This window comes from Reyranella sp. (genome assembly GCF_050185545.1).
Classification (GTDB): Bacteria; Pseudomonadota; Alphaproteobacteria; order Reyranellales; family Reyranellaceae; genus Reyranella.
The window spans coordinates 14,311-29,601 of the sequence record NZ_JBFWZI010000085.1 but is presented as its reverse complement, the minus strand read 5'-3'; the positions used below and the strand labels follow the sequence as shown (position 1 = coordinate 29,601).

The 15,291-nt window shown below is 66.7% G+C and carries 11 protein-coding genes; 3 read left to right on the top strand and 8 right to left on the bottom strand.

Translation table 11 applies throughout. The annotated features are described in order from the left end of the window. Positions 1–171 precede the first annotated feature (171 nt). Both coaD and gyrA read right to left on the bottom strand, forming a co-directional pair. On the bottom strand, positions 172–678 hold the full coding sequence (gene coaD / locus AB7O82_RS21385) for a pantetheine-phosphate adenylyltransferase (RefSeq protein ID WP_428555720.1): 507 nt from the start codon (positions 676–678) through the stop codon (positions 172–174). Between the two features lie 55 nt (positions 679–733). Next, the gene (gene gyrA, locus AB7O82_RS21380) at positions 734–3,541 is read right to left on the bottom strand and encodes a DNA gyrase subunit A (RefSeq protein WP_428555717.1); all 2,808 of its coding nucleotides are present in this window, start codon (positions 3,539–3,541) and stop codon (positions 734–736) included. Positions 3,542–3,716: 175 nt separating this feature from the next. On the opposite strand from gyrA, the gene AB7O82_RS21375 reads away from it, so the two are divergent. Continuing rightward, positions 3,717–4,370, top strand: coding sequence for an HAD family hydrolase (locus tag AB7O82_RS21375; RefSeq protein WP_428555714.1), 654 nt, complete (start codon positions 3,717–3,719; stop codon positions 4,368–4,370). 208 nt (positions 4,371–4,578) lie between these two features. Here AB7O82_RS21375 and AB7O82_RS21370 read toward each other — a convergent pair whose 3' ends face one another. The 3 genes from AB7O82_RS21370 to ssb form a co-directional block, all read right to left on the bottom strand. Next, a complete protein-coding gene (locus AB7O82_RS21370) occupies positions 4,579–5,823 on the bottom strand; it encodes an IS1182 family transposase (RefSeq protein WP_428620121.1) in 1,245 nt (414 codons plus the stop codon). A 176-nt stretch (positions 5,824–5,999) separates the two neighbouring features. Then, entirely contained in the window at positions 6,000–6,782 is a 783-nt protein-coding gene (locus tag AB7O82_RS21365) for an aspartate/glutamate racemase family protein (RefSeq protein WP_428620119.1), read from the bottom strand. Positions 6,783–6,803: 21 nt separating this feature from the next. Beyond that, on the bottom strand, positions 6,804–7,301 hold the full coding sequence (gene ssb, locus AB7O82_RS21360; RefSeq protein WP_428547846.1) for a single-stranded DNA-binding protein: 498 nt from the start codon (positions 7,299–7,301) through the stop codon (positions 6,804–6,806). A gap of 199 nt (positions 7,302–7,500) precedes the next feature. Here ssb and AB7O82_RS21355 point away from each other — a divergent pair, with 199 nt between their 5' ends. Then, the gene (locus tag AB7O82_RS21355; RefSeq protein WP_428547843.1) at positions 7,501–8,745 is read left to right on the top strand and encodes an MFS transporter; all 1,245 of its coding nucleotides are present in this window, start codon (positions 7,501–7,503) and stop codon (positions 8,743–8,745) included. Between the two features lie 151 nt (positions 8,746–8,896). Further along, positions 8,897–11,794 (top strand): excinuclease ABC subunit UvrA, encoded by a 2,898-nt coding sequence (gene uvrA, locus AB7O82_RS21350; protein ID WP_428620117.1) that lies wholly within the window; start codon positions 8,897–8,899, stop codon positions 11,792–11,794. Between the two features lie 203 nt (positions 11,795–11,997). Here the strand turns inward: uvrA and AB7O82_RS21345 are convergent, their stop codons facing one another. The 3 genes from AB7O82_RS21345 to pdxH form a co-directional block, all read right to left on the bottom strand. Further along, the gene (locus AB7O82_RS21345) at positions 11,998–13,488 is read right to left on the bottom strand and encodes an AAA family ATPase (RefSeq protein WP_428547837.1); all 1,491 of its coding nucleotides are present in this window, start codon (positions 13,486–13,488) and stop codon (positions 11,998–12,000) included. A gap of 21 nt (positions 13,489–13,509) precedes the next feature. Continuing rightward, positions 13,510–14,463, bottom strand: coding sequence for a cation diffusion facilitator family transporter (locus AB7O82_RS21340; protein ID WP_428547834.1), 954 nt, complete (start codon positions 14,461–14,463; stop codon positions 13,510–13,512). 181 nt (positions 14,464–14,644) lie between these two features. Continuing rightward, entirely contained in the window at positions 14,645–15,238 is a 594-nt protein-coding gene (pdxH, locus tag AB7O82_RS21335; protein ID WP_428547831.1) for a pyridoxamine 5'-phosphate oxidase, read from the bottom strand. Between the last annotated feature and the right edge of the window lie 53 nt (positions 15,239–15,291).

Below are 15,291 nucleotides of genomic sequence, written 5' to 3'. Positions count from 1 at the left end.
GATTAAAAGTCAGATGCTCTACCGCTGAGCTACGGGCTCGCCCCGAGGTCGCGCCGCTGGCCGGAACCCCGCGCGACGCCCGTATATGATGCGCCGGGCCGACGGTCAACGCACTCCCAGCCGGGTTCAGGTCACCCGGATTCAGGCCACCCGGATTCAGGCCGTCCTGGTTCAGGAATGCCCGAACTTGGCCTTGAGTCGCTTGAAAACCTTGCTGGAAACGAATTGCGACGTGTCGCCGCCCAGGCGCGCGATATCCTTCACCAGGGACGAGGCGATGAACTGGTGCCGGTCGGAGGCCATCAGGAAGATGGTCTCGACATTGGGCTCCATGCGCGCGTTCATGTTGGCCATCTGGATCTCGTACTCGAAGTCCGAGACCGCCCGCAGGCCGCGAATGATCACCGAGGCACCGACCTCGCGGGCGAAATGGATCAACAAACCCTCGAACGGCACGACCTGGATGCGATCCTTGTCCGCCTGCGAGAAATCCTCGATGTCGTCCTTGATGATGTCCATGCGCTCTTCGAGCGAGAACAACGGCCCCTTGCCGATGTTGATGGCCGGCCCGATGACCAGCCGATCGACGAGCCGCAACGAGCGGCGCACGACTTCCAGGTGCCCGCTGGTTATGGGATCGAACGTGCCCGGATAGACACCGGTGCGTTCTGAAGCCATGTCTCCCCCTTGTGCGCCAATTGCGGCGGCGAAGTCTTAACGACACGGCATTGCCTTATCCACCGTTTGTTTCGGAATGGCCGTTGTCATCGCCGCCATTGTCGACCCCGTTGCCATTGGCGGCATCGTCCTCGCCGATCCGAACCGCGGATACGACGCGCTCGCCTTCGCTGACATTGACGATACGCACGCCGCGGGTCGCGCGGCCCGCGATGCGGATTCCATCGACCGGACAGCGGATCAGCGTGCCGCCATCCGTCATCAGCATGATCTCGTCACTGTCAAGAACGGCGAACGCCGCCACCACCTCGCCGCCCCTGGCGAGGCTCATGAGCTCGACGCCCTTGCCGCCGCGACCGGTCACCCGATACTCATAGGCCGAGGTACGCTTGCCGAAGCCGCTCGACGCAACGGTGAGGACGAACTCTTCCTTGGCCTGTAGCTCGGCGAAGCGCTCGGACGACAGCGCGTCGACCGCGCCGGTCGCCTCCTCCGCCGGGGGTGCCTCGTCCTCGGCGGTCTCGGCCTGCCGCAGTGCTCGCGACTGGCGCAGGTAGGCGTCGCGCTCCTCGGTCGTGATGCCCTTGCCGCTGTCGAACAGCGACATCGAGATCACCTCGTCGCCGTCGGAAAGCGCAATGCCGCGCACGCCGGTCGAAGCGCGGCTCTGGAAAACGCGCACGGTCGCCACCGGGAAGCGCATTGCGCGGCCCTGGCGCGTCGCCAGCAGGACGTCCTGCTCCTCGGTGCAGACGCCGACGCCGATCAGCCGGTCGCCGGCATCGTCGCCTTCGAATTTCATCGCGATCTTGCCGCTCTGGTTGACATTGACAAAATCGCTGAGCTCATTGCGGCGGACGCCGCCGCGTGCCGTCGCGAAGACGACGTTGAGCGTCGACCAACTCGACTCGTCCTCCGGCATCGGCATGACGGCGCTGATCGTCTCGCCCTCGGAGAGTGGCAGCAGGTTGACGAACGCCTTGCCGCGCGCCTGTGGCGCGCCGAGCGGCAGGCGCCACACCTTGAGCTTGTAGACGATGCCGCGACTGGAGAAGAACAGCATCGGCGTATGGGTATTGGCGACGAACAGGCTGGAGACGAAATCGTCCTCGCGCGTCGCCATGCCGGCGCGGCCCTTGCCGCCGCGGCGCTGCGCCCGATAGGCCGACACCGGCACGCGCTTGACATAACCACCGTGCGTCACGGTCACGACCATGTCCTCGCGCTGGATCAGGTCCTCGATGTCCTGCTCGAACTCGTTGTCGACGATCTCGGTGCGCCGCGGCGTCGCATACTCTTCCTTGATCTCGACCAGCTCCCTGCGCATCAGCGCAAACAGCTTGTCGCGATCACCCAGCAGCTCGAGATAGCCTTCGATCAGCCTGGCCACCTCGGTCAGCTCCTCCGAGATCTTGTCGCGCTCAAGCCCTGTCAGTCGCTGCAGGCGCAGCTCGAGGATGGCGCGCGCCTGCGCCTCGGAAAGCTTGTAGGTCCCATCGGCCGACACTTCGCGTCCCGGCTCGGCAATCAGGGCGATCAGCGGCGCCACGTCGACGGCCGGCCAGTCGCGCGCCAGCAGGCGTTCGCGGGCGACCGTCGGATCGGGTGCCCGCCGGATCAACTCGATCACCTCGTCGATGTTGGCGACGGCGATTGCCAGGCCGACCAGGATGTGGGCGCGGTCGCGTGCCGCGGCGAGCTCGTACTTGGTGCGTCGCGTCAGCACTTCGGCGCGGAAGCGGATGAACGCCTCGAGCAGCTCCTTGAGGCTCATCAGCCTCGGCCGCCCGCCGTCGAGCGCCAGGGCGTTGACGCCGAACGTCGTCTGCAACGGCGTGTAGCGATAGAGCTGGTTCAGGACGACGTCGGACATCGCCTCGCGCTTGAGCTCGATCACCAGCCGGACGCCTTCGCGGTCGCTTTCGTCGCGGATCTCGGCAACGCCCTCGACCTTCTTGTCGCGCACGACCTCAGCGATGCGCTCATGCAGGCGCGCCTTGTTCTCCTGATAGGGGATCTCCGAGACGATGATGGATTCGCGGCCGCCGCGGCCCTCCTCGATCCGGGTCCGCGCGCGCATGATCAGGGAGCCGCGCCCGAGCTCGTAGGCGGCGCGGATGCCGTTGCGGCCGAGAATGGTAGCGCCGGTCGGGAAATCCGGCCCGGGGATGTATTCCATCACCTGCTGGACGGTGAGCGCGGGATTGTCGATCAGCGCACAGCAGCCATCGATCAGCTCGCCGAGATTGTGCGGCGGGATGTTGGTCGCCATGCCGACGGCGATGCCGCCGGCGCCATTAGCCAGCAGGTTGGGAAAGGCAGCCGGCAGGACCGTCGGCTCCTGGCTGGTCTCGTCGTAATTCGGCTGGAAGTCGACCGTGTCCTTGTCGATATCCGCCAGCAGCGTTTCCGCGACGCGCGCCAAGCGCGCTTCGGTGTAGCGCATCGCCGCCGGCGGGTCGTTGTCCATCGAGCCGAAATTGCCCTGGCCCGAGATCAGCGGCAGGCGCAGCGAGAAGACCTGCGCCATGCGCACCATGGCATCATAGATCGCACTGTCGCCATGCGGGTGATACTTGCCCATCACGTCGCCGACGATGCGCGCCGACTTGCGGAACGCGTGGGTCGAATCGTAGCCGCTCTCCTTCATCGAGTAGAGGATGCGGCGTTGCACCGGCTTCAGGCCGTCGCGGGCATCAGGCAGTGCCCGCGCCACGATCACGCTCATCGCGTAATCGAGGTACGAGCGGCGCATCTCCTCTTCGATGGTAATCGGGGCGATGTCGTGCGGGGTCGGCGGCGTGGGTGGTTCGTCGGGAGGCGGCGGCGGTGGCGCCGGCGGAAGGGTCGTTTCGTCGCTCACAGATACCTGGATTTGCTCGTTTTTGGGGCCCTGCCAGGGTGCCCGGCGGAACGGAGGCGCACCCTAGCAAACCGCGCCCCAAAGACCAACAAAAAACGCTTCAGGCAGGGCACTTTAACACTTTGATTTTATTGGCTAAATTGGCGTCGAAAACAAGGCTTTGGAAGGCCCCCAATTGGTTGTCAAATCTGGTCAGAATTCGGCTCTGCCGGTGGTCCCGATCGCGGTCTTCGACCTGGGTGGCGTGCTGATTGATTGGAACCCGCGCCACCTCTACCGCAAACTCATCCCCGATCCCCGCGAGATGGAGGATTTTCTCGCCAGGGTCGCGACGACCGAGTGGCATCTTGACCAGGATCGCGGGGGCGACCCGGTCGAGGCGACGCGGCTCCTCAAGTCCCGACACCCGGACAAGGAAGCCCTGATCGAGGCCTTCTACAGCCGGTTCGACGAGATGAATGACCACAGCTTTCCGGAGATGGCGGCCCTCGTCGAACGCCTGCATCGGGCGGGAACCCCGCTCTACCTGCTGTCGAATGCGCCCGGCTTTCTCGATGACTGGTTGCGTGGCCCGGGACAGCGGCGCCATCCCTTCCTCGGCTGCTTCCGGGACTACGTGGTCTCGGGCCGCGTCGGCCATCTCAAGCCCGCGGCGGCGATCTACGACCTGGTGTGCCAGGCCGGTGGCTTTGCACCCGGCGAGGCGGTCTTCATCGACGACAGCCTGCCCAACGTCGAGGGGGCCCGCACCTTCGGCATGCAGGCCGTTCATCACGTGAGCGCCGACCGGACGATCGAGCGCCTGCGCGCCCTCGGCCTGCCCGCCTGAATACTTTGTCTTCCGGACCGCGGGCGTCTGAGGCTGTGAAGCTTTGAAGCTTTGCAGGGGGAGGACGGTAGCCCGGACGCGCAGCGTCGATTATGAGCGTGGCCTTGTCGATTCGTGGTTTGTCTGGTCGATCGGATGGTAAGTCTGGTCGATCGGGGGATGGTGCTAATTTGGTGCTGGCGCCTGCCCGCCAGCGCGGCCTACGCCGTCACACCCATCCCAACCGTTTGAATTGGCGGAAGTTGACGGCGTTGGCATGCCAGAGCAGGACCGCCTTTACTTTCTCGGTCCCTCGCACCAGCAGCTGGTGCAGGCCGTTGTTTCGCATATGCGCGTGTGGCCGTTCGGTGTGCATCCGGCGTCTGTAGGTGGTTTGGCTTTCCGGTTCAGCCATGCGCCGTCGCCAGGCGAGGGTGCCCGGTCCATCACCGCGCCGCGGTAGCGTCGGATCGCTCTTGGCGTTTTTGGGCAGCGGGCAGAGCAGAGTGATGTCCTCGGCATGCAGCCGCTCGATACCGTCGCGCCCGGCGTAGCCCCCGTCGGCCAGCACCTGCTTTGGCTTGATGCCATAGCGGCGCTCGATTTCGTCCACGGCCGGCCCCAGCAAGCCGCGGTCCGAGGCATGGTTTGTGATGGACACGCCAATGATGTGAGCGGCCGCGGTCTTGATCTGCACGTTGTAGGCCGGTCTGTAGCCGCCATCGGCCATCTTCATGACGCGCGCCTGCGGGTCGCTGGTCGAGGTCCGCACCGGCTTGTCGTTCTGTTTCGCCTTACGCCGCTGTTCCACTGCCTCCTCTTGTCGGCGCTGCTCGATCTCCGCGGCGGCCGCGCGCGCTGCCTCCAGGCGCCGCAGCCGCTCCTCGCTCGCCGCCTTGCGCCGCGCCTGCCGGCGACGGTTCGCCGAGCCGGGATCGGCCTCGACTTCGGCGCGCAGCTTGTCCACCGCCTGTCGGGCTTCCTCGTACAGCGCCGTCAGCCGCTCCTCGCGGCGGAACGAACTCGCCCCTGCCGACGCCCGCACGCGAAGGCCATCTACCGCCACCGTGCTCGCATCGATCAAGCCCGCCTCGATTAGGCCGGCCACCGATTGCGACAGCAGATCGTCCAGTAGAGGCGCCGCGCTGAGGCGGAAATCCGACAGCGTGTGGTAGTTCATGCTCACCCCACCGCACAGCCAGCGATAGGCCGCCTCGCTGCGGCACAGCCGATCCAGCAACCGCGCGCTGCCGACCCCGTCCAGGGTGGCATACAGCCACAGCGCCATCAGGATCGCCGGATCAATCGCCGGCCGACCGCGCGAGCGAACCGTCGTCTGCACCCGCTGATACAGTCGCGAAAGGTCCAGCCCCTCGACATAGTCCCAAACCTGCCGGGCCAGGTGGCCCGCTTCCAGCAAGTCGTCCAGGCAGCTCTCGTCCCACGTCTTCTGGCGGCGCTCTGCCGTCTCCAAGCGCAACTCCGCAGGCCGACCTTTCGCCATCGCTGCCTCGCAATGATGGATGATACCCTCTATGGTAGATCATACATCATTTTAGACAATCTATGGTAATATTTTCACAGCCTCTCTCGCCCGCTCATGAACCGGGAACGCGCCCCCTAAGTGGCGCGTTCCCGGCGGACCTTACGCTACTGCAGCCGCTCGCAGAACTGGGCGACGGCTTCGGGTGGCGCCTTGGCATAGGTGCTTCGGCGGCTGACGACCACGTTGGTGATCGACCGCAGCGCCAGCGCCATCTCGGTGGCCTTGGCCACGACGGCAATCCCGTTCAATACTGGCGCGCCGTCGATGATGAACGGACTCTCGCGGGCGAACAGCAGCATCGGCAGGCCGCCGGCGGGAATAATCACCTCGGCGCCCTTATCGATCAGCGGCCTCACCTGGGCAACGAACTGGGCGCGCACGGTGGCGTAGGCTTCCTCGTCGGTGAAGGCCTTCATGAAGGCGGGCAGGTTCATCTTGAGGGCGGTTGTGCCGACGACGCGCTCGCCGAGCCCGTGCAGGCGGACCTGGCGGTCATGCCAGGGGATGAAGATGGGATCGATTGTGACCAGCCCCACGCGGTAGCCCATGGTCAGCGCCGTCAGCAGGTTCGCCTCGCCCAGGGCGATCACGGGAATGTCGAGGGAGCTGCGGATTTCGAGCAGTCCGGGCTCCTGGAAGTGGCCGATCACGAAGGCGTCGTAGCCCGCTTTCCCGGCGTCCAGCGCGTGACGGATGATCTGCGCGGCGCAGCGGAACTCGGTCAGGGGATGGAACGAACGATCCGGCGGATCGAGACCGTGAACTTCGAAGCGAATGCCGGGTCCCGCCACGCGGTCGAGCTGTGCCTGCAGGCGCTCGATATAGGGCGCCTGCTCCACGGGATGGACGAAGCTTTGGTACCAGACGCGGGCCTGACCTTGTGCCATTGGCGCTCGGCTCCCGTCGTCTTAGAATGGAATATCGTCATCGAGATCCTTGCTGCCCCCACCGCCGCGGGCGGCCGGCCGGCCACCGCCGCCGCTTGGCATCGAGCCGCCCATGTCGTCGTCCATGCCGCCGCCACCCATGTCGCCGCCACCACCGCCGCCGCCGCTGCGGCCATCGAGCATGGTCAGCGCGCCGCCGAAGCGCGGGATCACGACTTCGGTCGTATAGCGCTCCTGGCCGCCCTGGTCGGTCCATTTGCGGGTCGCGAGCTGGCCTTCGACGTAAACCTTAGAGCCCTTGCGGATGAACTTCTGTGCCACCTCGGCGAGCTTCTCGTTGAAGATGACGACCCGGTGCCATTCAGTGCGCTCCTTGCGCTCGCCCGTCTGGCGATCCCGCCACGTATCGGACGTAGCCACCGACATGTTGACCATGGATCTGCCGTCCTGCATGGACCTCACCTCGGGGTCGCGGCCGAGATTGCCGACCAGGATGACCTTGTTCACGCTGCCCGCCATGGGGGCCTCCTTTGCTTTCCCGGTGCCGCGGGACGCAGCACCTACCTCACGCCGGGCAGGGTAGCGCCGTCGCCCTGTGGGCAGCCACCAATTTCAGGTTGCGAACCGAACCTCCGGTGACGCGTGAGCTGAGCTCATGCCGCCCCTCCGACATTTCATTCGTCCGCTCGGCGCGCCCGCCCCTATCTACTCCGCCATTATGCGTAAAGCGTTTCACGTCGCCGACCTGTCGCGCGGGCAGGCCTACACCATCCTGGGCTCGGCCGCGCTGATGATGACCCTGGCCATGGGCATCCGGCAGAACCTGGGCCTGTTCCAGGCACCGGCCTCGCGCGAGCTGGGCATCGCCATCTCCGACTTCGCGCTCGCCATCTCGGTGCAGCAGGTCGCCTGGGGATTGAGCCAGCCGTTCGCCGGCATCCTCGCCGACAAGTACGGCACCCGCTGGGTATCGCTGGCGGGCAGCCTGATCCTGGTTGCCGGCCTTTGGCTCACCGCGACGGCCGAGAGCGCCCTGCCCATCGTCGTCGGCTCGGGTGTGCTGTTCGGCATCGCGCTCGCCTGCACGACGTCCGGCATCACCGCCAACATCGCCGCCCGTGTCGTCCGGCCCGAGCGTCGGACCCTCGCATTCGGCATCGTCTCTGCGGCTGGCTCGGTCGGCACGATGGTGACGGCGCCGCTCGCCGCCTGGCTGCTGACCCACGACGGCTGGCGCGTCGGCTTGTGGGCGTTCGCCCTTCTCGCCGTGCTGATGCTGCCGGCCGCCTGGATCGGCAGCCGCGCCGACAAGCTGCCGAACGGCCGGGCCACCGACCTCGATCTAACGCTGGGCAAGGCGCTGGGCGAGGCACGGCGCCATCCCGGCTACGTCGTCATGGCACTGGCCTTCTTCGTCTGCGGCCTGCAGCTCGTCTTCGTCACCACCCACCTGCCGACCTATCTCGCCCAGTGCGGCATGGACCCGTCCTACAGCGCCCTGGTACTGATGCTGGTCGGCGGCTTCAACATCGTCAGCTCCTGGCTGTTCGGCTGGTTGGGTGACAAGTACCCCAAGCGGCTTCTGCTGGGCGGCATCTACCTGCTGCGCTCGGTGGCGCTGGTGCTGTTCTTCTCGTTCCCGCCGACGCCGCTCTCGGTCGTGCTGTTCGGCGCCACCCTGGGCATCCTGTGGCTGGGCGTGATCCCGCTGGTGAACGGACTGGTCGTTCAGATCTTCGGCCTGCGCTTCCTGTCGACCTTGACCGGAATCGCCTTTCTCAGCCACCAGGCCGGCTCGTTCCTGGGCGCCTGGGGCGGCGGCTATCTCTTCGACCTGGTAGGCTCCTACGACCTCGCCTGGAAGGTCGCGGTGATGATCGGCCTGGTCGCAGGCACCATGCAGCTCCTGATGAACGACCGGCCGACCGCCCGGATGCAGGCATTGCAACCGGCGACGGCCTGATGCCCGCAGGCCGTTGACCGGCACCGCCGCATGGCAATGTGGGCAGCGGCAGCCCGGCCTGATTGCTGTCAGAAGCTGACAGGAGTTGGCAAAGCTGGGGGTTAATCGCCATATGCGATGGCCCCGCGCATCGCCTATTCTTCCCTCACCGATGGCCAAGTCCCGTACTCCCGTTGCCGAGCCGCACCGCTTCATCTCGATCCGGGGCGCCCGTGAGCACAATCTCAAGAATGTCGACCTCGACCTGCCGCGCGACCGGCTGGTGGTGATCACCGGCCTGTCCGGCTCTGGCAAGTCGTCGCTCGCCTTCGACACGATCTACGCCGAGGGCCAGCGCCGCTACGTCGAGAGCCTGTCGGCCTACGCTCGCCAGTTCCTCGAGCTGATGCAGAAGCCCGACGTCGATTCGATCGAGGGTCTCTCGCCGGCGATCTCGATCGAGCAGAAGACGACGTCGCGCAACCCGCGCTCGACAGTCGGCACCGTCACCGAGATCTACGACTACCTCCGCCTGCTGTTCGCTCGCGTCGGGGTGCCCTACTCGCCGGCGACCGGCCTGCCGATCGAGAGCCAGACCGTGTCGCAGATGGTCGACCGGGTGAAGGCGATGCCCGAGGGCACGCGGCTGTTCCTGATGGCGCCGATCGTGCGCGGCCGCAAGGGCGAGTACCGCAAGGAATTGCAGGAGCTGCAGAAGAAGGGTTTCCAGCGCGTCAAGATCGACGGCAAGCTCTACGAGATCGCCGAGGCGCCGTCGCTCGACAAGAAGTACAAGCACGACATCGACGTCGTCGTCGACCGCATCGTCGTCCGGCCAGATCTCGGCAACCGCCTGGCCGATTCGATCGAGACGGCGCTGGGTCTTGCCGAGGGTCTGGCCGTCGCCGAGAACGCCGATAGCGGCGAGCGCACTGTGTTCTCCGCCCGGTTCGCCTGCCCGGTCTCCGGTTTCACCATCGAGGAGATCGAGCCGCGCCTGTTCTCCTTCAACGCGCCGCAAGGCGCCTGCCCGGCCTGCGACGGGCTGGGCGTGAAGATGTTCTTCGATCCGGAGATGGTGGTGCCGGACGACCGGCTGTCGCTTTCCGAGGGCGCCATCGCGCCGTGGGCCGATTCATCGGGCCAGTACTACATGCAGACGCTGGAAAGCATCGCCAAGCACTTCAAGGTCAAGATGTCGATGCCATGGCGCGACCTGCCGAAGAAGGTGCGCGACGTCATCCTGTTCGGCAGCGGTGGAGAGGCGATCGCCATGCGCTACGACGACGGCATCCGCCAGTACCAGACGACCAAGCCGTTCGAGGGGGTGATCCCCAATCTCGACCGGCGCTGGAAAGAGACCGATTCGTCGTGGGTTCGCGAGGAGCTGGAGCGCTTCCAGCACGAGACCAAGTGCGAGGCCTGCGGCGGCGCGCGGCTCAGGCCGGAAGCGCTGGCGGTCAAGATTGGCGGGCTCCACATCAGCCAGGTTACCGAGTTCGCCATCGGCGAGGCGGTGCAATGGTTCCTCGCCCTCGGCCCCAAGCTCACCGCCAAGCAGCGCGAGATCGCCGCCCGCATCCTCAAGGAAATCAACGAGCGGCTGGGCTTCCTCGACAATGTCGGCCTCTCCTATCTGACGCTCAACCGCACGTCGGGCACACTGTCGGGCGGCGAAAGCCAGCGCATCCGGCTGGCTTCGCAAATCGGTTCCGGCCTGACCGGCGTGCTCTACGTGCTCGACGAGCCGTCGATTGGCCTGCATCAGCGCGACAATGATCGCCTGTTGAAGACGCTGGTCCGCCTGCGCGACCTCGGCAACACCGTTCTGGTCGTCGAGCACGACGAGGATGCGATCCGATCCGCCGACCATCTGGTCGACATGGGACCGGGCGCCGGCGCCCATGGCGGCTCGGTGGTCGCCGAGGGCACGCCGGAAGAGGTGATGCGCAATACGGCGAGCCTGACCGGCCAGTACCTCTCCGGCTTCCGCCAGATCCCAGTGCCGAAGGTACGCCGCGAGCCTCAGCCGCCATCGGCCAAGGGCGCGCGCTGGCTCACGCTCAAGGGTGCGCGCGAGAACAACCTGCGCAACGTCACGGCCAACATCCCGCTCGGCACCTTTACGTGCGTCACCGGCGTATCGGGCAGCGGCAAGAGCACGTTGATCGTCGAGACGCTCTACAAGGCCCTGGCGCGGCGCCTGAACGGCGCGCGCGAGCATCCGGGCGAGCATAGCGGCCTCGACGGCGTGCACCATCTCGACAAGATCGTCGACATCGACCAGTCGCCGATCGGCCGCACGCCGCGCTCCAATCCGGCGACCTACACGGGTGCCTTCTCGCCGATCCGCGACTGGTTCGCCCAGCTGCCCGACTCCACCGAGCGCGGTTACAAGCCGGGCCGCTTCTCGTTCAACGTCAAGGGCGGCCGCTGCGAGGCCTGCCAAGGCGACGGCGTGATCAAGATCGAGATGCACTTCTTGCCGGACGTCTACGTCCAGTGCGACGTCTGCAAGGGCAGGCGCTACAACCGCGAGACACTGGAGATCCAGTTCCGCGGCAAGTCGATCGCCGACGTGCTCGAGATGACGGTCGACGAGGGCGTCGAGTTCTTCAAGGCGGTGCCGGTGATTCGCGACAAGCTCCTGACCCTGCAGCAGGTCGGCCTGGGCTACATCCACATCGGCCAGCAGGCGACCACCCTGTCCGGCGGCGAGGCGCAGAGGGTCAAGCTCGCCAAGGAGCTGTCGCGCCGGGCGACCGGCCGCACGCTCTACATTCTCGACGAGCCGACCACCGGCCTGCATTTCGAGGACGTCCGCAAGCTCCTCGAGGTGTTGCACCGGCTGGTCGAGGGCGGCAACACGGTGCTGGTGATCGAGCACAATCTCGAGGTCATCAAGACCGCCGACTGGATCCTCGATCTCGGCCCCGACGGCGGATCGGGCGGTGGCCGCCTGGTCGCCGAGGGCCCGCCCGAGGATGTCGCCAGGGTCGCTGAGAGCTACCCCGGCCTGGACCTCGCCCGCCACCTGCCACCCAGCGCCGCCGCCAAGAGAAGGGCGTAAATTCTCCTCCCCAGCGTCTTCGCTGGGGAGGTGTCGCCGAATTCGGCGACGGAGGGGCCAAGAAACATGTGGACCGCGGGCGTCCCGCCCGCTCTTCTCATGAGCGGGCGGGACGCCTGCGGTCCGGAAGGCCCATGCCATGACCCCTTCGCCCCGTATGACGGGGCACCTCCCCAGCGAAGACGCTGGGGAGGAGATGAAACTCACTCCCGCCGCCACGTGACGTTGCCGAGGTCGTAGCCGAACTGCCGTTCCACGACGGCCGGCGTGGCATCGGATGCATCGGCCTTGCGCTGGGCGACGCGGGTCATCGCCACCCGCTTCGGCACGTCGAGCCAGATGCCCTCGAACGGCACGCCCACCCGCGCGGCCAACGCCTCGGCCATGGCTCGCTCTTCCGGGCGGGCGAACACGGCATCGAGCACCACGCTGTAGCCGGCGCGCAGCACGCGTTCGGCGCGGACCAGCATGGCGGTGTAGACCTCGGCTGAGGCCCCGGCCGTGTAGCTGCCGGCCGGCATGCGATCCTCGAGCGCAAGGCCGGCGCGGCGCTTGCGCTCGACGTCGCTGCGCACGACCACGGCGCCCGGGGTGCGGCCGATCCCGGGCGCCCTCTTGAGCGCCTGGGTGGTCTTGCCGCTGCCGGACAGGCCGCCGATCGCCAGCAGGCGCGGCGGCTGGGGCTGCAGGAAGGCAAGCGCCTGGCGCTGGTACGTACGGGCCTCCTCGCTGACTTTCCCGGCAAGCGCCGCGCCCGACGCCTCGACGAAGGCGCGGACGGCGGCGCGGCGCGACAGGAAATGCGGCAGCAGCGCCAGTGCCTCCTCGTGCGAGGCGTCGGGCAGTTCGGCAATCCGCCACAGCCATTCGTTCAGCAGCCGGTTGGCGAGCGGCCGCAGGTTGCGATCGCACAGATCCATGAGGGCGAACGCGAGATCGTAGAGCACGTCGATGCTGGCGATGCGCTCGGAGAACTCGATGGCGTCGAACGGCACCGGCTGGCCGTCGATCAGCACGATGTTGCGCAGATGCAGATCGCCATGGCAGCGCCGCACCGCGCCGGCTACCGCCCGTCGCGCCACCAGGTCGGCGAACGGCTCGAGCGCGCCGGGCAGTTGCACGGCGAGCGCCTCGGTCGTCACCGGATCCAGCCGATCGCCCTGCTCGCGGAGCTGCCGTATATCGGCCGCCACCGAGCGGCGATAGTCGTCCGGCCCCGAGAAGCCCGCGAGCGGCGTCAGTCCGTTGTGGTAGGCGGCGACCCGCGCCCCGAGCGCTGCCATCAGCACGGGCGTCAGCGCGCCGCGCATCGCCATGCGATCGAGCAAGCCATCCTCGTCGAAGCGCCGCATGACGACCAGCCAGTCGACCGCATCGCCCGTAGTCTGCCCGACCTCGCCCAGCACCAGGGTTCCGTCCGGCGACTTCAGGATCGGTGCGACGCCGAGATAGATCTCAGGCGCCAGCCTCGAGTTGATCTCGACCTCGGCAGCGCACATGGCCCGCCGGATCGTCACGGTCGAGAAATCCATATAGGGAAACTTCACCGCGCGCTTCAGCTTGTAGGCCCGTTGCGGCGTCAGGAAGACGACGGCGCCGTGAGTATCGATGCGCTTCTGAGGCGCCAGCCGCGCCTCGAGGAACGCGGTGGTCGCCGATTGGTCCTCGACGATGAAGCTGGGATGCGCGGTCATCGGATGGGCCAACCTGTCGGATCAGACGAAGGTAGGTTGCTGCTCGGCAATGCCGAACGGATCGACGTGAAGGATCACTTCCGCATCGGGAAAGACTTCCCGGATGCCCGCCTCGACCTGATCGCCGATCTCGTGCGCCCGCATGAGGGTGAGATCGGGATCGAGCTCGATGTGAAGCTGGATGAAGCGCGTCAGGCCGGCCGAGCGTGTGCGCAGGTCGTGCACCTCGCGCACCGCGGGATTGCACCGGGCAATGGCAACGATGCGATCGCGGTCGGCCGCGGGCAGTTCGCGGTCCATCAGCACGTCGAGCGAATCTCGGCCGACCTGCCAGGCGCCATAGACGAGATAGAGCGCCACCAGCGCCGCCATGGCGGCATCGATCAGCGGCTGGTCGAGTATGCCGGACAGGTACAGGGCGACACCGACGGCAATGTTGCTGACAAGGTCGGTGACGTAGTGCGCCCGATCGGCGCCGATGGCGAGCGAGCCCGACCGGCGCACCACGTAGTTCTGGAAGGTCACCAGCGCCAGGGTCAGCACGACGGCAAGGGCGCTGATGGCCAGGCCCAGCGCCTCCCGCTGCACCGGATGCGGATGCAGCAGGCGGTCACCCACCGTCAGCAGCAGGCCACCTCCCGAGGCGGCGATGAACCCCGCCTGGACGAGCCCGGCGAGCGCCTCGGCCTTGCCGTGGCCGAACCGATGGTCGGCATCGGCCGGGATCAGCGCCTGGCGCACCGCGAAGAAGGTTACCAGAGAAGCCACGAGATCGAGCGCCGAGTCGACCAGCGAGGACAGCATGCTCACCGACTCGGTGAGCAGCCACGCCACGGTCTTGGCGCCGATCAGCATCAGCGCCACCGACATCGACGCCACGGTGGCGATCTGCATCAGACGTTTGGGCTCGATCGCCATGGGGTCAATATAGTGATTGGCCGCTTCGGCGTATTGCTCCGGATCAAGGTCTTTCATTCTCCTCCCCAGCTTCGCTGGGGAGGTGTCGCCGTCTTCGGCGACGGAGGGGTCATGCGCTGGGAGCGCGCCACTCTGAGGCGCTCTTCTTGTCGATCACACAGCCCATGAGCGCCACAGGAGTGGCGCGCTCCCAGCACATGACACCTCCCTGGCAAAGCCGGAAAGGAAAATGACACCCTTACGGATAGAGCGTGCGGGTGGTCCAAGGCTGGTCGGCGGCCGGGCGGCGGTATTCCAGCCGGTCGTGCAGACGGAAGGCGCCGTCCTGCCAGAACTCGATCAGCAGGGGCTGCAGGCGAAAGCCCGACCAGTGGGGCGGGCGCGGCACCTTGCCGATGAGATGGCGTGCCCCGAACTCGGCGACCCGCTTTTCGAGCGCGAACCGGCTCTCCAGCGGCCTCGACTGCTCGGAGGCCCAGGCGCCGATCTGGCTGCCGCGATCGCGGGTGGCGAAATAGGCGTCAGCCTCGGACGCCGTGGTCGGCGCGACCGATCCTTCCAGCCGCACCTGGCGGCGCAGGGACTTCCAGTGGAACAGCAGGGCCGCCTTGGGATGAGCCAGCAGATGCTGGCCCTTGCGGCTTTCGTGGTTGGTGTAGAAAACGAACCCCGCGGCGTCGAACTGCTTGAGCAGCACCATGCGCACCGCAGGGGTGCCGTCGGGGCCCACCGTGGCCAGGCTCATGGCCGACGGATCGTTCGGCTCGGACTTGCCGGCTTCCTCGTACCAGGCGCTGAAGATCGTCAGCGGGTCGGGCTTTTCCTCAATCATGACCACAATATGAGGGGGCGCGTCTGTCGAAACCACCGGCATCTTGTCCCAAT